9 protein-coding genes are annotated in these 23,478 nt (G+C 73.5%); 7 read left to right on the plus strand and 2 right to left on the minus strand.

The window, feature by feature from the left end; translation table 11 throughout:
• The first annotated feature begins 16 nt into the window (after positions 1-16).
• Genes ACH442_RS34985 through ACH442_RS35005 form a run of 5 tightly spaced genes read left to right on the plus strand, consistent with a single transcriptional unit; the run spans position 17 to position 18,029 of the window.
• A complete protein-coding gene (locus tag ACH442_RS34985) occupies positions 17-964 on the plus strand; it encodes an electron transfer flavoprotein subunit alpha/FixB family protein (protein ID WP_396342347.1) in 948 nt (315 codons plus the stop codon).
• Positions 961-3,063, plus strand: coding sequence for a (Fe-S)-binding protein (locus ACH442_RS34990; RefSeq protein WP_396342348.1), 2,103 nt, complete (start codon positions 961-963; stop codon positions 3,061-3,063). Before ACH442_RS34985 ends, ACH442_RS34990 begins: the two co-directional genes overlap by 4 nt.
• Positions 3,060-4,733 (plus strand): acyl-CoA dehydrogenase family protein, encoded by a 1,674-nt coding sequence (locus ACH442_RS34995; protein WP_396342349.1) that lies wholly within the window; start codon positions 3,060-3,062, stop codon positions 4,731-4,733. Before ACH442_RS34990 ends, ACH442_RS34995 begins: the two co-directional genes overlap by 4 nt.
• A complete protein-coding gene (locus ACH442_RS35000) occupies positions 4,730-12,484 on the plus strand; it encodes an SDR family NAD(P)-dependent oxidoreductase (RefSeq protein WP_396342350.1) in 7,755 nt (2,584 codons plus the stop codon). Before ACH442_RS34995 ends, ACH442_RS35000 begins: the two co-directional genes overlap by 4 nt.
• A gap of 13 nt (positions 12,485-12,497) precedes the next feature.
• On the plus strand, positions 12,498-18,029 hold the full coding sequence (locus ACH442_RS35005) for a carboxyl transferase domain-containing protein (RefSeq protein ID WP_396342351.1): 5,532 nt from the start codon (positions 12,498-12,500) through the stop codon (positions 18,027-18,029).
• Here ACH442_RS35005 and ACH442_RS35010 read toward each other — a convergent pair.
• Positions 17,991-18,737: a 4'-phosphopantetheinyl transferase family protein gene (locus ACH442_RS35010; protein ID WP_396342352.1), complete on the minus strand. Its 747-nt coding sequence runs from the start codon at positions 18,735-18,737 to the stop codon at positions 17,991-17,993. The two genes, ACH442_RS35005 and ACH442_RS35010, sit on opposite strands and share 39 nt — an antisense overlap.
• A gap of 206 nt (positions 18,738-18,943) precedes the next feature.
• Here ACH442_RS35010 and ACH442_RS35015 point away from each other — a divergent pair, with 206 nt between their 5' ends.
• Positions 18,944-21,196, plus strand: coding sequence for a putative bifunctional diguanylate cyclase/phosphodiesterase (locus ACH442_RS35015; protein ID WP_396342353.1), 2,253 nt, complete (start codon positions 18,944-18,946; stop codon positions 21,194-21,196).
• 207 nt (positions 21,197-21,403) lie between these two features.
• The gene (locus ACH442_RS35020) at positions 21,404-21,946 is read left to right on the plus strand and encodes a GNAT family N-acetyltransferase (RefSeq protein ID WP_396342354.1); all 543 of its coding nucleotides are present in this window, start codon (positions 21,404-21,406) and stop codon (positions 21,944-21,946) included.
• A 225-nt stretch (positions 21,947-22,171) separates the two neighbouring features.
• On the opposite strand, the gene ACH442_RS35025 is transcribed toward ACH442_RS35020, so the two are convergent.
• On the minus strand, positions 22,172-23,386 hold the full coding sequence (locus ACH442_RS35025) for a response regulator (RefSeq protein ID WP_396342355.1): 1,215 nt from the start codon (positions 23,384-23,386) through the stop codon (positions 22,172-22,174).
• Positions 23,387-23,478: the final 92 nt, after the last annotated feature.

A 23,478-nucleotide genomic window follows, 5' to 3' on the forward strand; every position in this document is an offset into this window, starting at 1 on the left:
GCCCCGGGAGGCTGCGGTGAGTACGGTCCTGGTCCTCGTCGAACACGACGACACGGGAGTCCGCAAGGCCGGACTGGAACTGCTGACGCTGGCTCGCCGCCTGGGCGAACCGGCCGCCGTGGTGGTCGGCGACGCCGATGCCGCCGTCGTCGCGACGCTCGGCCGGTACGGCGCGGCCACTGTTCACACACTGCCGGGCACCGGCTCGCCGGCGGCGCTGACCGCACTGGTCAGGAGCATCTCGCCGGCCGCCGTGCTGATCGGCTCGAGCCCTGCCGGCAAGGAGGTCGCCGCGCGTCTGGCCGTGCGCCTGGATGCCGGGTTGATCACCGACGCGGTGGACGTGACCGGGTCGCCGGAGGGCCCGGTGGCGACCCAGTCGGTCTTCGCCGGCGAGTGGTTCGCGGAGAGCCGGGTCCGTCGCGGCACATCGGTGATCACGGTCCGGCCGAACGCGGTGATCCCGGCCGAGGCGCCGGTCGAGCCGCGCGTCGTGCCCGCCCCCACGCCGGTGCCCGACGACGGGCCGGGGGCCCGGCTGGTGTCCCGGCAGCCGAAATCGGCCGGCGGGCGGCCCGCGCTGAGCGACGCCCCGGTGGTCGTGGCCGGGGGGCGTGGGGTGGGCTCGGCGGACGGGTTCGCCCTGATGGAGCGCCTGGCCGACGCTCTGGGTGGCGCGGTCGGCGCGTCCCGGGCCGCCACCGATCTGGGGTACTGCCCGCACGAGTGGCAGGTCGGGCAGACCGGCAAGACCGTCGCCCCGCAGCTCTACCTCGCCGGCGGTATCTCCGGCGCGATCCAGCACCGGGCCGGGATGCAGGGCTCGCGGACCATCGTGGTGATCAACAAGGATCCGAAGGCGCCGATCTTCGAGCTGGCCGACTTCGGCGTGGTCGGCGATCTGCACACGATCGTCCCGGCGCTGATCGACGAGATCGACCGGCGGCGCGGGCCGCGGTCATGACCGCCGTACGGATCGTCGTCGGCCTGCTGATGACGGCGGTGGCGGCGATCGTGGCCGGGCGCCGGCTGTGGCTGCTCTACCGGATCGGGCGCGCCGCCCAGCCGGTCGAGCCGGACCGCCTGCGCGGTGTCCCGGCTCGTCTGCGGGCCGAGCTGGCCGAGGTGCTCGGCCAGCGCAAACTGCTCAAGTGGACGGTGCCCGGGGTGGCCCACCTGCTGACCTTCTGGGGTTTCCTGATCCTCGGACTGACCCTGATCGAGGGCTACGGCGCCTTGTTCCAGCGCGACTTCCATCTGCCGTGGATCGGCACGCAGCCGTGGCTCGGGTTCCTCGAGGACCTGTTCGCGGTGGCCGTGCTGCTGTCCGTCGTGGTCTTCGCCGGCATCCGGCTGCGGCACGCGCCGGCTCGCGAGGGGCGTCGTTCCCGGTTCTTCGGCTCGCACCTGACCGGTGCCTGGCTGATCCTGATCATGATCGTCGGCGTGGTCGGAACCCTGCTCCTCTATCGCGGGGCTCAGATCAACACCGGCTATTTCCCGTACGCCCATGGCGCCTTCGCCTCCGAGGCGGTCGCCCGGGTGCTGTCGCCGCTGGGTGTCACGGCCAACGAGGTGATCGAGACGGCCGGGCTGTTGCTCGCGCTCGGCGTCGTGCTGATCTTCCTGGTCATCGTGGTGCACTCGAAGCACCTGCACATCTTCGCCGCCGCGGCCAACGTGGCGTTCGGCCGCCGCCCGCGGGCGCTGGGCGCGCTGCTGCCGGTGCGGTCCGGTGGCGAACCGGTCGACTTCGACGACCCCGACGAGGACGACGTGATCGGCCGCGGCTCGATCGCCGACTTCACCTGGAAGGGCATGCTCGACTTCGCCAGCTGCACCGAGTGCGGCCGCTGCCAGTCCCAGTGCCCGGCCTGGAACACCGGCAAGCCGCTGTCACCCAAGCTGCTGATCATGGGGTTGCGCGACCACGCCCTGGAACGCGCTCCCTACCTGATCGGCGAGACCCCGCAGAACGGGGACGCGCCGCCGCTGGTCGCCGAGGGCGGTGTGATCGAGCCCGACGTGCTGTGGTCGTGCACCACCTGCGGGGCCTGCGTCGAGCAGTGCCCGGTCGACATCGAACACGTCGACCACATCGTCGACATGCGCCGCTACCAGGTCGCCATGGAGGCCACCTTCCCGCGCGAGGCCACCGTCATGCTGCGCAATCTGGAGCACGCCGGCGACCCGTGGGGGCGCGGGGCCGGCGCGCGCACCGACTGGCTCGCCGGGCTCGACTTCCCGGTGCGGGTCCTGGCCGCGGGCGAGCGGCTGCCCGACGACGCCGAGTACCTGTTCTGGATCGGCTGCGCCGGCGCCTTCGACGAGCGCGCGGTCCGCACCAGCCGGGCGGTGGCCGAGCTGCTGCACACCGCCGGCGTGGGCTTCGCGGTCCTCGGGTCGGCGGAGACCTGCACCGGCGACCCGGCCCGCCGGCTCGGCGACGAAATGCTCTTCCAGATGCTGGCCCGGCGCAACGCCGCGACGCTGACCTCGGCCGGCGTGCGCCGGATCGTGACCACCTGCGCGCACTGCCTCAACAGCCTGGCCAACGAGTACCCGCAGCTGGGCGTCACGGTCGAGGTGGTGCACCACACGCAGCTGCTGGCGACCCTGCTCGCCGAGGGCCGGCTGACCCCGGTCACCCCGGTCGACGCGACCGTGACCTACCACGACCCGTGCTATCTGGGCCGGCACAACCGGATCTTCGAGGCGCCGCGCGACATCCTCGGGCAGGTTCCCGGCGTACGGCTGACCGAGCCCGACCGGAACCGCGAGCGCTCGTTCTGCTGCGGGGCCGGTGGCGCCCGGATGTGGCTGGAGGAGTCGCTCGGCACCCGCATCAACGAGGCCCGCACCGACGAGCTGCTCGCCACCGAGCCGGACGTCGTGGCCGCGGCCTGCCCGTACTGCATCGACATGCTGGCCGACGGCGTGGCCCTGCGCCAGCAGCAGCAACGTGCCGCCGAGGAGGTCGTGGTGACCGACGTCGCCGACGTACTGCTGCGCGCCGTCCACGCGCCGGCCGCGGCCGGCTCACCGGAGGGGAGGAACCGATGACCGACACGACCACCGGGCTCGACCCGGACACCCTGGCGATGATGCTGTCGTCGCTGGACGAGTTCGTGGCCACCGCGCTGCCGGAGAGCCGGCTGCTCGAACTGGACCACGAGGACACCTGCCCGGAGGAGACGGTCCGGGCGATGTGCGGCGACGAGCTCGGCGTGCACCTGGTCTTCGTGCCCGAGGAGTACGGCGGCCTGGGCGGCGGCGCGTTCGACGCGTACCGGGTCTGCGAGCGGCTGGCCCGTGCCGACATCGGCGTGGCCACCTCGGTCTTCGCCACCTTCCTGGGCAGCGACCCGATCCTGGTCGGCGCAACTCCCGAGCAGCGCAAGGAGTGGCTGGGCCGGATCGCCGAGCAGGGCACCATGTTCGCCTACGGGGCGACCGAGCCGGAAGCCGGCAGCGACCTGAGCGCGCTGACGACCACGGCGACGCCGGTCGAGAACGGCGGACGGATCACCGCGTACCGCCTGAACGGGCGCAAGCAGTGGATCAGCAACGGCTCGATCGCCGACGTGACCACGATTCTGGCGCTCGCCCCGGGCGGCCCGTCCTGGTTCGTGGTGGAGCGCGGCACCCCCGGGTTCAGCGCCGCGCCACCGGAGGACAAGCACGGCATCCGCCTGTCCAACACGGCCGCGCTCTTCCTCGACGACGTCGAGGTCCCGGTCGAGCACCTGGTCGGCCGGGTCGAGGGCCGCGGCCTGCAACAGGCGCAGCAGGTGTTCGGCTACACCCGGGTGATGGTCGCCGCGTTCGGCCTCGGCGGCGGCTGGTCCGCCCTGGACCGGGCGATCGCCTACTCCCGGGAGCGAGTGCAGGCCGGCGGCCCGCTCGCGGCCAAGCAGGGCTACACCCACAAACTGATCGTCCCGCACGTGGTGCGGCTGGAGGCCGCCCGCGCGTTCGTGGAGCACACGGCCGCCCTGATCGACGCCGGTGAGAGCCCGGTGTCCACCCTGAACACCGCCGGGGCGATCGCGAAGTACCTGGCCACCGAGTCCGGCAACGCCGCCGCCGAGGCCGCGATCCAGGCGCTCGGCGGGTACGGCTTCACCCGTCCGTACCAGGTGGAGAAGATCAAGCGGGACGTCCGGATCACCACCATCTACGAGGGCACCTCGGAGATCCTCGAGATGACCATCGCCCGGGACCGCTGGCAGCAGCACCTCAAGACGCACGGCGAGCACTACCGGGCGGCGGCCCGCGAGCTCGCCGGGCTGCCCGCCGACTGTGGCGCGCCGGCTGCCGCGCTGGCCCTGGACTGCCTGGCCGCGGTGCTGGAGGCGTGCCGCGCCGGTCGGCTGACCCGGCACCAGCACGTTCTGCTGCGGCTGGGGGAGCTCATCGCGTACGCCGAAAGCGCTGCGGCCCTGGCCGGCCGCGCCGCCGATGCCGTCGCAGCGAGCCTGCCCCCGAAGGCGGACCGGCGCTTCACGCCGGACGCGATGGCCGCGATCAGCCGGGTCTTCGCCCGGGAGGCGGCCCTGAAGGTGGCCGAGGAGGGCCTGCGCTGGGTGACCGGCGCGCTGCCCGCCGGATCCGCCACCACCGCTCTGCCCCTCGATCAGGTCCGGGCCGTGCAGGCCGGCCTGATCGCCGACCTCGACCGGGTCGCCGACGCGATCTACGGCCGGGCACCCACCCAGGAGATGCCCTCATGAGTGACATCCTGCCCCCGATCGCGGTCGTCGGCGTCGGCGCGATCATGCCGGACGCCCCGGACGCCGCCACCTTCTGGTCGAATCTCACCACCGGCCGGTACTCGATCAGCGACGTCCCGCCGGAACGCTGGAGCCCCGGCCTGTACTACGACCCGGATCCGAAAGCACCCGACCGCACCTACTCCCGCATCGGCGGCTGGGTCCGCGACTACGAGTGGAACCCGCTGGCCTGGCGGCTGCCGGTGCCGCCCGCGGTCAGCGCGCAGATGGACGTGGGTCAGCGCTGGGCGGTCGCCGCGGCCCGAGCGGCGCTGCTGGACGCCGGTTGGCCGGACTGGCACCTCGACCCGGACCGGGTCGCCGTGGTGATCGGCAACGCGCTCGGCGGCGACAAGCACTACCGCAGTGTGCTGCGCGTGCAGTTCGCCGAGGTGGCGGCCGCACTGCGGGCCGCTCCGGCGTTCGCCGCCCTGCCCGCCGCGGCCCGCGAGACGCTGATGGCCGAGTTCCGCGAGCCGTTCCTGGCCGGTCTGCCGGACATCACCGAGGACACCATGCCCGGCGAGCTGACCAACATCATGGCCGGCCGGGTCGCCAACCTGTTCGACTTCCGCGGGCCCAACTTCACCACCGACGCGGCCTGCGCGTCGGCGCTCGCCGCGATCTCCGTGGCGGCCCACGGCCTGCGCTCCGGCGAGGTGGACGCGGTGGTGGCCGGCGGGGTGGACCGCAACATGAACGCCGCCGCCTTCGTGAAGTTCTGCAAGATCGGCGCGCTGTCGGCCACCGGCACCCGGCCGTTCGACGCCGGCGCCGACGGCTTCGTGATGGGCGAGGGCGCGGCCGTGTTCGTCCTCAGGCGCCTGGCCGACGCCGAACGCGACGGCGACCGGATCTACGCGGTGCTGCTCGGCGTCGGCGGCGCCAGCGACGGCCGGGGCAAGGGGATCACCGCGCCCAATCCGGTCGGCCAGCGGCTCGCGGTCGAACGGGCCTGGCAGATCGCCGGCGTCGATCCGGCCATGGCCGGTTACGTCGAGGCGCACGGCACCTCCACCCGGGTCGGCGACGCCACCGAGCTGGCCAGCCTGACCGACGTGTTCGGCAAGGCCGGCGCGCCCGCCGGTGCCGTCGCGCTCGGCTCGGTCAAGTCCAACATCGGCCACCTCAAGGCCGCGGCCGGCGCTGCCGGGCTGTTCAAGACCGTGCTCAGCCTGCACGAGAAGGTGCTCGCTCCCAGCCTGCACTTCGAGCAGCCGAACCCTAACGTGGACTGGGCAAGCACCCCGTTCCGGGTCAACACCGCGCTGCGCTCGTGGCCGGAGCCGTCCGGCGGGGTCCGCTACGCCGGGGTCAGCGCCTTCGGGTTCGGTGGCACCAACTTCCACGCGGTGCTGGAGGAGTACGTCCCCGGCCACCACCGTGATCCCGCGGCGGCCCGCTCGTTCGCCGGCGCCGAGCCGGTGCGGACGACGACGGCGGTCACCGGAGCGCGGGCGCCGGTGCGGGGCGCGGCCGTGGTCGGCGGGCACGACGACGCCGAGGTGCTGGCCGGGCTGGAGCGGCTGCGCGCGGCGGCCGACGCGGGGACGGCCCCGCCGCCGGCGTCCCCGGACCCGGCGCTGGCCGGCACCGCGGTCCGGGTCGCGATCGACTTCGCCGACGCCGCCGACCTGGCCGCCAAGGCGGGCCGGGCGATCCAGGCGCTGCGCACCGGCAGTGCGGCGATGTGGAAGATGCTGCGCGCCCAGGGCGTCTTCCTGGGCCGCGGCGCACCCGGCAAGGTCGCCTTCCTCTACACCGGGCAGGGCTCGCAGTACGTCAACATGCTGCACGACCTGCGCGCCCGTGAGCCGATCGTGGCCGCGGTCCTGGCCGAGGCCGACCGGGTGATGACGCCACTGCTCGGCCGGCCGCTGTCGGCGTACGTCTTCGCCGAGAACCCGGACGAGGCCACCACCCGCCGGCTGGAGCGGCAACTGATGCAGACCGAGATCACCCAGCCCGCGGTGCTCGCCACCGACCTGGCCCTGACCCGCCTGCTCGACTCCTACGGCGTGCGGCCCGACCTGGTGATGGGTCACAGCCTGGGGGAGTACGGCGCACTGGTCGCGGCCGGCGCCCTGTCGCTCGGCGCGGCACTGGAGGCGGTCAGCGCCCGCGGCCGGGAGATGGCCGGCCTGGACATGGCCGACAACGGTGCGATGGCCGCGGTCACCGCCCCCCTCGACGAGATCGAACGGATCGTCGCCGAGACCGACGGCTACGTGGTCGTCGCCAACCTCAACAGCACCAGCCAGGCAGTGATCGGCGGCGCCACCGACGCGGTCGAGCGCGCCATCGACGCGTTCCGGGCAGCGGGGGTGACGGCCGACCGGATCCCGGTCAGCCACGCCTTCCACACCGCCATCGTCGCCCCGGTCAGCGAGCCGCTGACCGCGGTGCTGCGGCGCCTCGACGTGCGAGCCCCGGTGACCCCGATCGTGTCCAACGTGACCGGCGACTTCTACCCGGCCGGCGCCACCGCCGCGACGATCGTCGAGCTGCTCGGCCGGCAGGTCGCCTCGCCGGTCCAGTTCGTCCGCGGCCTGCGCACCCTGTACGCGGCCGGCGCCCGGATCTTCGTCGAGGTCGGGCCGAAGAAGGCGTTGCAGGGCTTCGCCGCCGACGTGCTCGGCGACGACGTGCTCAGCCTGTACACCAACCACCCGAAGACCGGCGACCTCGCATCGTTCAACCAGGCCCTGTGCGGCCTGTACGCCGCCGGCCTGGGCTTCGGCGAGCCCGCTGCCGAGGTTCCCGCCCCGGCCGCGCCCGCCCCGGCCCCGGCCGCCCGCGAAGGGACCCCCATGACTGACGACCGTTACACCGAACTCGGCAAGCTCTTCGCCGACGTGCTCGAACGCGGCATGCGTGTCTACTCCGGCGCCGGCGCGCCCGCCGGCGGGCCGCCCGCCCCGGCCATCACCGAGCCGGTCGTGGTCACCGGCGCCGCGCTCGGCCTGCCCGGCGTGCCCCGGGTCTTCGACGACGAGAACATCGCCCGCATCCTGGCCGGCCAGCAGTTCATCGACACCATCCCGCACGGGCTGCGCCGGGCCATGGTCGACCGGCACATCACCCGGCTGGTGAAACCGGCGTCCGGCGACCCCACGTTCGTCACCATCGACAGCGAGGCCGACGTGGTCAAGCTCGCCGGCCGGGGCGCCGACGTCGACATGGTCACCGAGTACGGGGTGGACCCGGCCCGGGACGCGGCCCTGGACCGGGCCACCCGGCTGGCCGTCGGGGCCGGATTCGACGCCCTGCGCGACGCCGGGATCCCGCTGGTCATGCACTACAAGACCAGCACGCTCGGCACCCGCCTGCCGGACCGCTGGGGGCTGCCCGGCGAGCTGCGCGACGACACCGGCGTCATCTTCGCCTCGGCCTTCCCCGGGTACGACAACTTCGCCCAGGACGTGCAGCGCTACGTCACCGACCGGGGCCGCCGCGACCAACTGGCGGCGCTGGAGGCGGTGCGCGCCCGGATGCGCGGTGACGAACCGGCGGCCGCCGAGGCCGACCGGCGCATCCGCGAGCTGCGCCACACGCTGGAGCAGGACCCGTACGCCTTCGACCGGCGCTTCCTGTTCCGCGTCCTGTCGATGGGGCACGCCCAGTTCGCCGAGATCATCGGTGCACGGGGGCCGAACACCCAGATCAACGCGGCCTGCGCCAGCACCACCCAGGCGGTCGCGCTGGCCGAGGACTGGATCCGGGCCGGCCGGTGCCGCCGCGTCGTGGTGATCTCCGCCGACGACGCCGCGTCGGACACGATGCTGCCCTGGCTCGGCTCGGGCTTCCTGGCCTCCGGCGCGGCCGCCACCGACGACGTGGTCGAGGACGCCGCGACGCCGTTCGACCGGCGCCGGCACGGCATGATCGTCGGGATGGGCGCGGCCGCCCTGGTGGTCGAGTCCGCCGACGCGGCCCGCGAGCGCGGCCTGCAGCCGATCTGCGAGGTGCTCGGCGCGGTCACCGCGAACAGCGCCTTCCACGGCACCCGGCTCGACGTCGAGCACATCGGCCAGGTGATGGAACGGGTGATCCGGCAGGCCGAGGCGCGCGGCGCCGACCGACACACGATCGCGCCGGCCACCGTGTTCGTCTCGCACGAGACGTACACGCCGGCCCGCGGCGGCAGCGCGGCCGCCGAGATCAACGCGCTGCGCCAGGTGTTCGGTGCCGACGCCGACGCGGTCGTCATCACCAACACGAAGGGCTTCACCGGGCACGCGATGGGCGCCGGCATCGAGGACGTCGTCGCTGTCAAGGCGCTGGAGACCGGGATCGTCCCGCCGGTGCCGAACTACAAGGAACCCGACCCCGAACTGGGCCGGCTCAACCTGTCCACCGGCGGGTCGTACCCGGTGCGGTACGCGCTGCGGCTGGCGGCCGGGTTCGGCTCGCAGATCGCGATGTCGTTGCTGCGCTGGACCCCGGTGGCCGACGGGCAGCATCGCCGGCCCGCGGAACTGGGGTACGCGTACCGGATCGCCGACCCGGCGGCCTGGCAGCGCTGGCTGGCCCGGATCGGCGGCGGCGAGACCCGGCTCGAGGTCGTCCAGCGGCGGCTACGCGTCGCCGACACCGCCGCCCCGCCGGTGACCGAGCCGGAGCCCGAGGCGCCGGTCGTCGTGCCGGAACCGGTGACCGCCGGGCCGCAGACCGACGAGCTCACCGCGGCGGTCGTCGGCATCGTCGCCGATCTCACCGGGTATCCGCCGGATCTGCTCGACCTCGACCTGGACCTGGAGGCCGATCTCGGGGTGGACACGGTGAAGCAGGCCGAGGTGTTCGCGGCCGTCCGGGAGCGGTTCGGCGTGGCCCGGGAGGACACGCTGCGGTTGCGTGACTTCCCGACGCTGACCCACGTGATCGGCTGGGTCCGGGAGCGGACCGGGGCAACGACCGCCGCCGCGGCGCCGGCCGGGACCGAACCGATCGGCGGTACGACCCCCGCCGTCCCGGACGAGATCACCGAGGCCGTGGTCGGCATCGTCGCCGATCTGACCGGCTACCCGCCGGATCTGCTCGACGTCGACCTGGACCTGGAGGCGGACCTCGGGGTGGACACGGTGAAGCAGGCCGAGGTGTTCGCGGCCGTCCGCGAGCGGTTCGGCGTGGCCCAGGAGGACACGCTGCGGTTGCGTGACTTCCCGACGCTGACCCACGTGATCGGCTGGGTCCGCAGCAGGACCGCAGCATCCGTCACCCCGCAGCAACCCGTGCCGGAACCGGTGACCCCGCCCGCGGCGGCCGACGGGATCACCCGGCGTGTGCCGGTGCCCGTGCTCCGCTCCGACCTGGCCGCGTGCCTGCCGACCGGCGCTCACCTCGGCGAGGGTGCCCGGCTGCTGCTGATGCCGGACGACGGCGGCGCCGCCGAGGCGCTCGCCACCCGGCTGCGTGAGGGCGGCGCCGAGGTGCTCGTGCTGCGCCCCGACGACCCCGAGGACGGCCAGGACGAGTTCCTCGCCGCCGGCCCGGTGCACGGCGTGTACTGGCTCGCCGCGCTCGACGACGAGGGCCCGCTGGCGGAGCTCGGCCCGGACGACTGGCACGCGGCCCTGCACCGCCGGGTCCGTGCCCTGCACACCACCGTGCGCCGCTGCTACGAGCACCGCCCGTTCCTGGTCACCGCGACCCGGCTGGGCGGCTACCACGGCTACGACGAGGCCGGCGCCACCTGCCCGCTCGGCGGGGCGGTCACCGGTTTCGCCAAGGCGTACCGTCGCGAGTGCCCGGACGCGCTGGTCAAAGCGGTCGACTTCGGTGCCGGGCCGGACCCGGCCGAGCTGGCCGCCCGGCTGATCGCGGAGACCCTGAGCGATCCCGGCTGCGTCGAGGCCGGCTATGCGGCCGATCGTCGCTGGGGTGTCGGACTGGCCGAGCGTGCGTTCCCGCCCCCGGTCACCGAGCTGAACCCCGATCAGGTGTACGTGGTCACCGGCGCCGCCGGCAGCATCGTCTCGGCGATCACCGCCGACCTGGCCGGCGCCGCCCGTGGCACGTTCCACCTGCTCGACCTGGTCCCGGAGCCGGACCCGGCGGATCCTGACCTGCGCCGGTTCACCGACGACCGGGAGGCGTTCAAGACCGAGCTGGCGACCCGCATGCGCGAGCACGGTGAGCGGCCCACCCCGGCCCGCATCGAACGGGAACTGGCCCGGTTGGAGCGCTCGCAGGCCGCGCTGGCCGCGATCGAGGCGATCCGGCACGCCGGTGGCACGGCGTACTACCACCAGGCCGACCTGACCGACCCGGACGCCGTACGCCAGGCGCTGGCCCCGGTGTGCGAGCGGCACGCCCGGGTCGACGTGCTGCTGCACGCGGCCGGCGTCGAGATCAGTCACACCCTGCCGGACAAGGATCCGGCCGAGTTCGGCCTGGTGCTCGGCGTGAAGGCCGACGGTCTGTTCCACGTGCTGCGGGCGCTCGGCGACACCCCGCTGGGCACCGTGGTGGCGTTCAGCTCGATCGCCGGCCGGTTCGGCAACACCGGGCAGACCGACTACAGCGCCGCCAACGACCTGCAGTGCAAGATCCTGAGCAGTTTCCGGCGGTCCCGTCCCGGCACCCGCGCCGTCGCGATCGACTGGACCGCCTGGGGCGGGATCGGCATGGCCACCCGCGGCTCGATCCCGAAGATGATGGCCCTGGCCGGGGTGGCGATGCTACCGCCGGGGACGGGCGTGCCGTGGATCCGGCGGGAGCTGACCACCGGCGCCGGTGACCCCGAGGTGGTCGTGGCCGGGACGCTGGGCGCCCTGGCCGCGGAGCTGCACGAGAGCGGTGGGCTCGACCCGTCGGCCCTGACCGGCGGCGGTCCCTGCGCCGCCCGCGCGGTCGCCGCGAGCGTGCACGACGGCCTGGTCGTCGAGACCGAGCTGGACCCGGCCCGGGTGCCGTTCCTCGACCATCACCGCATCGACGGCGTCCCGGTGCTGCCCGGTGTCATGGGCATCGAGGCGTTCGCCGAGGCGGCCCGGCTGCTGGCCGGCGGCTGGCACGTGGCCGGCGCCGAGAACGTGGACTTCCTCGCGCCGGTCAAGTTCCACCGCGACGAGCCGCGCACGCTCACCGTCACCGCGCTGATCCGGCCGGACGGCGCCGACCTGGTCGCCGACTGCCGGCTGACCACCAGCCGGACGCTGCCCGGCAGCGCCGAGCCGCAGCGGACGCTGCACTTCACCGGCACGATCCGGCTCTGCGCCCAGCCGCCGGCCCTGGAACCGGCGAAGGAACCGGTGCCGGAGCCTTCCGACGGTGACACGCTGAACGCGGCCGACATCTATCGGCTGTACTTCCACGGCCCGGCCTACCGGGTCGTCGAGGCGGCCTGGCCGGTCGGGCCGGGCGCCGCCGCCCGGTACGCCACCGGCCTGCCCGACGCGACCGCAGCACCGACCCTCATCGCCCCGCGCCTGATCGAGCTCTGCTTCCAGACCGCGGGCCTGATCGAGGCCGGTCACGACGGACGGCTGGCGCTGCCCCGGCACGTCGACGCGCTGCGGCTGGGCGCCGGCCCGGCCGAGCGGGCCGGCCTGACGGTGCTGGTCGAGCCGGACGGCAACGGCGGTTTCGACGCGTCGGTCCGCGACGGCGACACGGTGATCGTGTCGGTGCGGGGCTACCGGTCGGTGCCGCTGCCGGACCAGCCGTCCGACGCGGTGATCGCCCCGGTCCGATCGATCCTGGCCGGTTGAGGGGGCGACGGTGATGCCCAGGACGATCCGCCGGCTTGCCATCGCGAACCGGGGCGAGGCAGCCGTACGCGCGCTGACCGCCGTGCAGGAGCTGAACCAGGCCGGCGACCGGCCGCACATCACCACGATCGCACTCGCCACCGACCCGGACGCCCGGGCGTGGTTCGTCCGCGAGGCCGACGAGTCGGCCGGGCTCGGCCCGGCCACCGTCCTCGACCCGGTCACCGGCCGGCGGCAGTCGGCCTACCTGGACGAGGAGGCGGTGCTGGCCGCTCTGCGCGCCACCCGCGCCGACGCGGTCTGGGTGGGCTGGGGATTCCTGGCCGAGCGGGCCTCGTTCGCCCGGCGCTGCGAGGAGGCCGGCATCATCTTCGTCGGCCCGTCGAGCGCGACGATCCGGCTGCTCGGGGACAAGGTCGCGGCGAAACGACTGGCGCAGAGCGCCGGCGTGCCGGTGGTGCCCTGGAGCGGCGAGCCGGTCGAGGACCTGGAACAGGCCCGGGTGCACGCCGTCCGGCTCGGCTACTCGGTCGTGCTCAAGGCGTCGGCCGGTGGCGGCGGCCGCGGCATCCGGGTGATCCATGCCGACGCCGAGCTGGCCACCGCGTTCAGCGCCGCCCGGGGCGAGGCCGCGCTCGCCTTCGGTGACCCGACGGTGTTCCTGGAGCGGCTGGTACCGGCCGCCCGGCACGTCGAGGTGCAGGTGATCGCCGACCAGCACGGCACCACCTGGGCAGTCGGCGTCCGCGACTGCACCCTGCAGCGCCACCACCAGAAAGTGATCGAGGAATCAGCGTCCACCGTGCTCGACGCGGCGCTCGAACGTGCGGTCCGGGACGCCGCCGTCCGGGTCGCGTCGGCCGCCGGCTACCACGGGGCGGGCACCGTCGAGTTCCTGGTCGACCCGGCCACCCGCCAGTTCCTGTTCCTGGAGGTCAACACCCGGCTGCAGGTGGAACATCCGGTCACCGAGCAGACCACCGGTCTGGACCTGGTGAAACTGCAGCTGCACGTGGCCGCCGGGGGCCGGCTGACCGGCGCGCCGCCACCGGTGCGCGGGCACGCGGTCGAAGCGCGGCTGTGTGCCGAGGACCCGGAGAACGACTTCGCCCCGGCCCCCGGTCGGCTGACCCGGCTGGTTCTGCCCACCGGCACCGGCATCCGGGTCGACACCGGCGTGCGCGAGGGCGACCGGATCCCGCCCGACTTCGACTCGATGATCGCGAAGATCGTCGCCTGGGGCGGTGACCGGGCCGAGGCCCTGGCCCGGCTGCGGCGGGCGCTGACCCAGACCACGGCGGTGATCGAGGGCGGCACCACCAACCGCTCGTTCCTGCTCGGCCTGCTCGGCCGGCCCGAGGTGCACGCCGGCCGCTTCGACAACCACTGGCTGGACCGGTTCACCGGCGGCGGCGGTCACCTGCCGCCGGCCGACCCGGTGGCGTTGCTGGCCGCGGCGATCACCGCATACGACCGGGACGAGGCCGACGAGCGGGTCGCGTTCCACGCCCGCGCCGCCCGCGGTGGCGCCGAGGCCCCGGCCGGGGTCGGGCACCGCTGCCGGCTCAGCTACCGCGAGCAGCGCTACGACCTGCTCGTCTACCGCACCGGGCCGGACACCTACCGGGTGACCGGTGCGCCCGGGCGGGCCGACGTGACGGTCACCCGCCAGGACAGCTTCGAGAACCGGGTGACGGTCGGCGGACACACGTACCGGTGTCTGGTCACCGTGGAGGGCAGCACGATCCGGGTGGACGTCGGCGGTGTCGCGCACACCGTGTCACGCGACGACGGCGGGGTGGTGCGCTGCGCCGGCCCGGCGTTCGTGGTGGCGCTGCGGGTGGCCGCCGGGGACCGGGTCACGGCCGGGCAGCCGGTGGCCGTACTGGAAAGCATGAAGATGGAGTCGACGCTGGCCGCACCGTTCGGCGGCACCGTGGTGGCGGTCGAGGTGACCGAGAACACCCAGGTGGAAGCGGGTGCGCCGATCGTGCGGATCCGGGCCGCGGAGGGTGGCCCGGCCGGCGGCGGCACCCCGGTCGGGTTCACCGGCCTGACCGCGTCCCCGCCGCCGGGCACGCCACCCTGCGAGCAGGTGTACCGGGCATTGCGTGGCTACCTGCTCGGCTACGACCTGGACCCGGAGGGCCTGCGCGAGACGATGACCCGGCAGCGCCGGCTCGGCGAGGTGTCCCCGCCGGCCGACCCGGGGCTGCTGCGCTGCGAGGACGGGCTGCTCGACCTGTTCGCCGACATCGGGGCGCTGTACCGGTCGCGGGACGGCGGCGCCGACGAGGACGAGCCGGCTGCCGCCAGCGGCGAGGAACACCTGTTGTCGTACCTGCAATGGCTCGACGCCGACCGGGCCGGGCTGCCCTACGAGTATCGCGAGCGCCTGACCGCGGCATTACGCCGCTACGGCGTGACCGGGCTGGACCGCAGCCCCGAGCTGGAGGAGGCGGTGCTGTGGCTGTCCCGCTCGCTGCGCCGCATCGACGACGTCGTCCCGGTTGTGGTGAACATCCTGGACCGGCGGCTGCGGCACCGCGGGGAGCTGCTGAGCCTCGCCGACGACGAGACCCGCGCCCGGCTCGACCGGCTGGTCACTGCCACCGGCGGGCACCGCGGTCCGGTCGCCGGGCTGGCCCGCGACGTCCGGTTCCACTACGTCGACGAACCGCTGCTGGCGGCCACCGTCGCCGAGGAACACGCCCGGGTGCAGCGGGATCTCGACGCCCTGCGCGCCGACCCGGACGGCACCGATCGCGCCGCCCGCGTCGATCGTCTCGTCGCCTGTGCCCAGCCGCTGCACGGCATCCTGCTGCGGGCCTGGCGTGACACCACCGACTCGCGGCTGCGCCGGGTGCTGCTGGAGATCTGCGCCCGCCGCTACTACCGGATCGGGCAGCTCACCGGACTGCGCTTCGCCGAGGCCGGCGGTCACCAGCTGTGCCTGGTGAGCTGCGCGGCCGACGGCGAACAGTCCTCGGTGATCACCGCGTTCCTGCCGGTGGACGAGTTGCCGGGCCTGTCCCGGGCGCTGGCCGGCCACCTGACCGCCGCGACCGTGGTCGACGTGGTCGCCTGGCACGACGAGCCGGTCGGCGACAGCGGCGAGATGGCCGTCCGACTCGACAAACTGGTGGCCCAGGCCGGCTTCGACCGGTTGCCGCGGCGGCTGAACATCGCGGTCACGAGCGGGCCGCGCACCCATCGGGTCACCTACCGGCCGGGTGAGACCGGCCTGATCGAGGACTCGCGCTTCCGCGACCTGCACCCGATGCTCGCGGCCCGGCTCGAACTGTGGCGGCTGGGAAACTTCCGGCTGCGGCGGCTGCCGACCGACGCCGAGGACGTCTACCTGTTCGACGCGGTGGCTCACGACAACCCGGACGACCACCGGCTGTTCGCCCTGGCCGAGGTACGCGATCTGAGCCCGGCCCGGGACGCGGCGGGCGCCCTGCGGTACCCGCGGCTGGAGCTGATGGGCCTGCTCGGGCTTTCCGCCATCCGTGCCGCCCTGGCCCGGATGCCCGGCCGTGACCGGGCGGCGGCCAACCGGCTGGTGCTCTACGTCCAGCCGCCGTGGGAGCCCGAGACGGTGGCCTGGCGCGGGCTGGCCCGGTCGCTGGCCCCGCTGGCCGAGGGAGCCGGGCTGGACAAGGCGGTGCTGCGCGTGCACCTGCCCGGCGGTGGGGACACCGTGCTGCACGTGGAGGGGTTCGGTGCCGGGGTGACGGTGCGGCGGCGGCCACCGGGCCGGGATCCGGTCCGGACGCTGACGCCGTACCGGCAGAAGTTGTTGCGGGCCCGGCGGCTGGCGGCACCGTACCCGTACGAGATCGTTCGCATGCTGACCCCGCCGGTCGGCGCGGTCTCCCGTTTCCCGCACGGCCGCTTCACCGAGTACGACCTGGGCGAGGACGGCGAGTTCCGGGCGGTGTCGCGGCCCTACGGCACCAACACCGCCAACGTGGTGACCGGGGTGCTGACCAACGACACCGCCACGGTGCCGGAGGGGATGTCCCGGGTGATCCTGCTCGGCGACCCCACCCGGGGTCTCGGGAACCTGGCCGAGCCGGAGTGCCGGCGCATCATCGCCGCCCTGGACCTGGCCGAGCGCCTCGGCCTGCCGGTGGAGTGGTTCGCCCTCTCGTCGGGCGCGCGGATCGCGATGGACAGCGGCACCGAGAACATGGACTGGATCGCCGCCGTGCTGCGCCGGCTGATCGAGTTCACCCAGGCCGGTGGTGAGGTGAACATCGTGGTCACCGGGGTGAACGTGGGCGCCCAGCCGTACTGGAACGCCGAGGCCACGATGCTCATGCACACCCGCGGCATCCTGGTGATGACCCCGGCCTCGGCCATGGTGCTCACCGGCAAGCAGGCGCTGGACTTCTCCGGCGGGGTGTCGGCCTCGGACAACTTCGGCATCGGCGGCTTCGACCGCATCATGGGGCCGAACGGGCAGGGACAGTACTGGGCGGCCGGTCTCGCCGACGCCTGCGAGATCCTGCTGCGGCACTACGAGCACACGTACGTCGTGCCGGGCGAACGCTGGCCGCGCCGGCGCCCCACCACCGACCCGCCGGACCGTGACGTGTGCGCGTCCCCGCACACCGGCCTGCCCGGCTCGGACCTGCACACCGTCGGTGACATCTTCTCCGCCGAGCACAACCCGGACCGCAAGAAGCCGTTCGACATCCGCTCGGTGCTGCGGGCGGTCGCCGACATCGACGCCGAGCCGCTGGAACGCTGGGCCCGATGGCGTGGCGCGGAGAACGCCGTGGTCTGGGACGCGCACCTGGGCGGCATCCCGGTGTGCCTGCTCGGCATCGAGTCGCACCCGGTGCCACGGCGCGGGTTCGTCCCGGCCGGCGGCCCGTCGGCGTGGACGGCGGGCACCCTGTTCCCGCAGTCCTCCCGCAAGATCGCCCGGGCGGTCAACGCGGCCGGCGGCAACCGTCCGCTGGTGGTACTGGCCAACCTCTCCGGCTTCGACGGATCGCCCGAGTCGATGCGCCGCCGGCAACTGGAGTACGGCGCGGAGATCGGCCGGGCGGTGACGAACTTCCGCGGTCCGGTCGTCTTCGTGGTCGTCTCCCGCTACCACGGTGGCGCGTTCGTGGTCTTCTCCAAACGGCTCAACGAGCAGATGGAGATCGCCGCGGTGGCCGGCTCGTTCGCCTCGGTGATCGGCGGCGCCCCGGCCGCGGCGACCGTCTTCGCCCGTGAGGTACGCCGCCGCACCGAGGCCGACCCGCGGGTCCGCGCGGCGGCCGAGCGGCTGCGGGCCGCCGCCGGCGCCGACGCCGGCCGGTCCCGCACCGCTCTGGCCGAGATCACCGAGGCGGTCCGGGCGGCGCAACTGGGTGAGGTGGCCGACGAGTTCGACCGGGTGCACACCGTGCAACGAGCACAGCGGGTCGGCTCGGTGGACCGGATCGTCCCGGCGCGGGAGCTTCGGCCGTACCTCATCGATGCCCTGGAACGAGGGATGGCCCGGTCAGCGCAGGGGACGCCCGGCCCAGGAATGCCGGGGTGACGCCGTGGCCAGCCGGTCCGTGCCGGTCAGCAGGACCGGTGGCGGGCCGGCCGTCGTCCCGGCGACGGTGAGCAGGAACCGGCCGGATCGCCGCCACCAGCCAGGGAAACGACGGCCGAGGCTCTCGCGCACCGACAGCGGACCCCAGCCGTCCGGTCCCGGGTCGCCCACCTCGACCTCGACGTCGCGGGTGTCCCGGCGCAGACCGACCCGCAGCACCTTGAGCGCCGCCTCCTTGGCCGACCAGACGAGGTTGGCGGCGGCGTCCCGCGCGTCCCCGGCCGGGCGCGAGGTGACCCACCGCTGCTCGGCGGCGGTCAGGAAGTCCTGCACGAAGCCCGGTGTCCGCGGCTCCACCAGTTCCAGGTCGCAGCCGATGCCGGGACCGATCGCGCAGACCGCCCAGCCGGCCCGGTCGGTCAGCGACAGGTCGGCGCCGAGCGGGACCCCGTCGACCCGGACCAGCGGCGCGCCGCCGGGAGCGTTGCCGACCTCGATGGCGGCCAGTGTCGCAGGCACCGGCGGGCGGCCGAGGACCGTCGCGACGGCGTGCTTGGCGACCAGCCGGCGCAGCAGGAACTCGTCGTGCCGCTTGCGGAACCGCAGGCCGGCAGCCCGTTGCCGCTCGGCCGGGGTGAGCCAGTCGCCGCCGCCCGGCAGCGCGTCCTCACCCAGGGCCAGCCACGCCGGTGCCTCCGCGACCCGCATACCGGCCATTCTGCACCCGCGCACGTCTTTTCCGGGGGAGCGCGAGACCGAGGAGTTCCTCCACACCCGCCCGGACATCGTCGAAGCGCAGGTGGTCGGTGTGCCGGGCGTGAGGGCTCCGGCGTGGGTGCCGACCTTCTCAGAGGTGGGCCGACCCGGCCGATGAAGTGTTGTGCTGCCGACGAGCGGGGGCGAGAGGAGAGCCGGTGAGCCGGTCTGTGGTCGCGCGCCGCGCCCGTTCGGTGGCGTTCTCGCTCGGGCTGCTGGTACTGATGTTCAGCGTGGTGGCCAGTGTGGTGACCGCGCGGCAGCGACAGGTGGCGGCTCAGGACAACACTCTGCGCGTGACGCTGGGGCGTCAGGTCGAGGCTCTGGACAACTACTTCGAGCGGGCGCGGGCGATCAACGCGGTGCTCGCGGCCAACCCGGCGTTCGCGGATTTCTACCGGGCGCCGGGCGCCAACCGGCAGAAGATCGCTGCGGGCGGCCCGTTGCTGAACCAGGTCAACGACGCTCTCGCGTACCTGGAAGAGCTTTTTCCGGATCGGATCGGCGAGGCCTGCTTCATCGACGGTGACGGCTCGGAGATCGCCCGGGTCGTCGACGGGGTGCCGGCGAAGGCGGCTGACCTGTCTCGGGACGAGGCGGAGAACGCGTTCTTCGCGCCGACGCTCGCGCTTACCCCCGGGCAGGTCTACCAGGCCCGCGAGTACGAGTCGCAGGACACCCACGACGCGGTCATCTCGAACTCCACCACGGTGAAGGCCGCCGGGCACACCGGCATCGTGCACTACGAGATCGCCCTGGACAGCTTCCGCATGCGCACCGGATCCGGTGGGGTCACCGCCTCAATCGTCGACGCGGGCACCGGCCGGATCCTGGTCGACAGCCGCACCACGGCGATCAGCGACGACGACCCGCTGGCGCGGGTCGCGTCGAGCGGGCGGGATCAGGGCATGACGACCATCGACGGGCGCCGGGTCGCGTTCCAGCGGGTTCAGGCCACGGCCGGCAACGCCAACGACTGGTACCTCGCGGTGTCCGCGCCCGCGTTCGGGCTCGGCTGGACGCACGGACTGAGCCTCGGCTCGCTCGCGCTGCTCGCCGGAGCGTTGCTCACGCTGCTGGTCTCGGGGCTGAGCAGCTGGACCTACCGGCGTGCGGTACGCCGGGCGGCCTCCTACGACCGGCTCACCGGGCTGCCGAACCGGACCCTGCTCGCTGAGCGGGCCGACGCCGCCGTGCGTGATGGGCAGCGGGCCGCCCTGCTGGTGCTCGACGTGCAGAACTTCAAGGATGTCAACGATGTTCTGGGCCAGCACCACGGCGACCTGCTCCTCGCCCACCTCGCCGACCGGTTGTCCGCGGCGGTGCCGGCCGGTGCCACGGTCGCCCGTATCGGGGCGGACGACTTCGCGGTCCTGCTGCCCGGCCACGATCTCGACCAGGCTCGTGAGCAGGCCGGGCTGCTGCTCGCCGCCCTGCGTCCGGGCTACCTGCTCGACGGCATCAGCCTCGACGTGGACGTCAACGCGGGCGTGGCGGCCGGCCCCGAGCACGGCACCGACGCAGAGACGCTCCTGCGTCATGCGGACGCGGCGATGCACCTGGCCGAACAGCACGGCGGCGACGTGGGGGAGTACGACCCGGCCGGGGACACCGGCGCGCCGCGCCGGCTGGAACTGCTCGGCGACCTGCGCCGGGCGATCGAGTCCGACGACCAGATAAGCCTGCACTACCAGCCCAAGATCGACCTGCGGGACGGGCGGGTCAGCGGGGTGGAGGCGTTGATCCGCTGGCAGCACCCGCAGCGGGGACGGATGGCACCGGACTCGTTCATCCCGATGGCCGAGACGACCAGTCTCATCCGTCCGCTGACCACCCACGTGCTGGGCATCGCCGTACAGCAGGCCAAGGCGTGGCAGCAGGCCGGGCGGCCGATCCCGGTCGCGGTCAACCTGTCCACCCGCTGCCTGCAGGACCCCGGGTTCGCCGGGCAGGTGCTGGGCCTGCTCGACCAGGCCGGCCTGCCCGCCGAACTCCTCGAACTGGAGATCACCGAGAGCATGGTGATGAGCGACCCGGAACGGGCGCTGACCGTCCTGCAAGCCCTGCGGGCCGGCGGCATCCGGCTGTCCATCGACGACTTCGGGACCGGCCACTCCTCGATGGCGTACCTGCGGCGACTGCCGGTCGACGAGCTCAAGATCGACCGATCGTTCGTGCAGGAGATGACCGGCAGCCACGGCGACTCCATGCTGGTGCGTACGGCGATCAGCCTCGGCCACAACCTCGGCTTGTCCGTGGTCGCCGAGGGCATCGAGGACCAGCAGACCGCCGACGCGCTGCGCGAGCTGGGCTGCGACGTCGCGCAGGGGTATCACTTCGCGCGCCCGATGCCGGCCGCCGACCTCGACCGGTGGACAGCCGAGTACCACGGGCAAACGGTCCCGGTCTGAAGTTCCGGCCCAGGTGTCGTCGAGCACCCGCTGCGCGAACATCGGCGCCGCTCAGCAGCTCCGCGTTGCGGCCTGTCGCGTCGGGAAGGGCCAGGCGCCGTGCGAAGACAGAAAGGCGCCGCGGACACTCCGGCCGGACACGGGACCTCCCCGGTTCGCCGCCGGTGCCGGATGCGAACTCCACACCGGTGTCCGTACAGTGGGGTCGTGGTGAGCTGGTCGTTCCGGCGGGTGGACACCGCCGATTTTCCGCTGCTGGCGCACTGGCTGGCGCAGCCGCACGTCGCGCGCTGGTGGCATCACGAGTGGTCCGCCGAGGCGGTGGAGCGGGACTTCGGGCCGTCGGTGCGCGGCGAGGAGCCGAATCAGGACTGGCTGGCGTCGCTGGACGGACGCCCGGCCGGGCTGTTGCAGCGCTGCCGCTGGACCGACTATCCGGAATATGTGGCCGAGATGACCCCGGTCTACCCGCTGCCGCCGGGTGCGGTCAGCATCGACTACCTGATCGGCGAGGCGGGCGACGTCGGCCGCGGCTGGGGCCCGTCGATGATCGCGGCGTTCGTTGCCCGCACCTGGACGGATCTGCCCGGGTCGACGTGCGTGATCATCCCGGTGGTGGCGGCGAACCGGGCGTCGTGGCGGGCTTTGGAGAAGGCCGGCTTCACCCGGGTGGGCGAGGGCGAACTGGAGCCGGACAACCCGGTCGACGACCGGCGGCACCTGGTGCTGCGCCTCGACCGCCCGGTCTAGACCAGAACGCCCTGGGGCAGGCGGGCGGTGACCGGCTGCCGCAGATCGTCGCCGGAGGTGTCCGTCGCCGCCCGGGAGACGGCCACCAGGACCGTCCGCCCGGAAGCCTGCTCGCCCGGGGCGCAGGCCCGTCCGGTGACCGCAGGATGAGCACATGGGTGGAGTCGCGATCGTGACCAGTGCCCATGCCGTTCGCGGGGCCGGGACGCCCACACACCGCGCGGCCTACGACGTCAGCAACGCGATCCGACGTTGTTCAGCATCGAGAAACGCCTCGATCTGCGCGATCGCGGACTCGTCGTCGTTCATGAACCGGACGCGCACGCCACTGGTATCCGGCACACCGCCGACCAACCGGCACACGAGGCGGACGCTACCGGCCGGCAACGCCAACTCGACCGTGATGGGTTCACCCCCTCCCTTCTCCGACACATCGGGCAGAAACGTCAGGAGGCCGTCGCCGCAAGAGACCGGATCGGCAACGATATGGGCACCGCTGCGGGAGAGATCGGTCGTATGGCCGGTGAGCGCCGGACCGGACGGCGACAGCACGCGTGCCGCCACCCGGGCCGGCAACCGACAGCCGAAACGCCGTTCGACGCCGGTCACCGACTCGTCGATGCGGATGTACACGCCCGGCGGTTCGGACTCCGGTGGGGCAATGACGGTACCCGCGGCGTATCCGCCACGATCCTGTTGCGTCCACTGGACCTCCACCCGTGTTCCGACCGGTAACGGCCGGCCACCGGCTCTGACGAACAGCAGATCACCGGGACAGCGCGACACCTGGCAGGTGAACTCCCGGCCGTCGTGGAGCAGGACGTGCACTTCGGGCGCATTCCACGGAAGCGGCTGTTCGTAGGTGCAATCGATCTCGGCAATCAGCAGGGCGCCGGAACGGATCGTCCGCGTGGTCCTCCGGCCTGCACGATGCGGGTTGACGGCCGCGTCATACCTCGGCCGCGCGAGGCCGGGCCCGGGGGACGACTGCCGAGACAACCGCCGCTGCCGCACCGACCGGGGCGTCAGTTCCTGCTGATGGAAGGCCGGCCTCGACCCGGACGAATCGCGAGTCGGCGTGAGACCCGCCGCGAGCACCTGATCGACTTCTGCTCGAAGGGACCGGATGCTGAACGGCTTGTCGACCCAGCGCACGAAGATGCCCTCCGGCACGGCCTCCCGCCTGGCCGCGGCAGTCACCACGATCGCCGGGACGGCGAAGCCCTTCGATACCAGCCGATGACGCTCGACGAGTTGCGCTCCCGTCATCCCCGGCATGTGGAAGTCGGTCACGATCAGGTCCAGGTCTCGCCCGGCCGCCGCGGTCAGCGCCGCAGCGGCATCCCCCGCCGCTATCACATCATGCCCGGCGCTCTGCAACGCGAAGCACAACAGATCCAAGGCGTCGGGGTCGTCGTCCGCGACCAGTATCAGAGCCATCGTGCGGCCACCTCTCGCCCTTCGCGTATGCGCCAGCGACACCCGCTGACCTTTCGACTCAGCCATCATCGGCAAACGCCCGGCAGCGGCGA

Source organism: Actinoplanes sp. NPDC020271 (assembly GCF_044388125.1).
Lineage (GTDB): Bacteria > Actinomycetota > Actinomycetes > Mycobacteriales > Micromonosporaceae > Actinoplanes.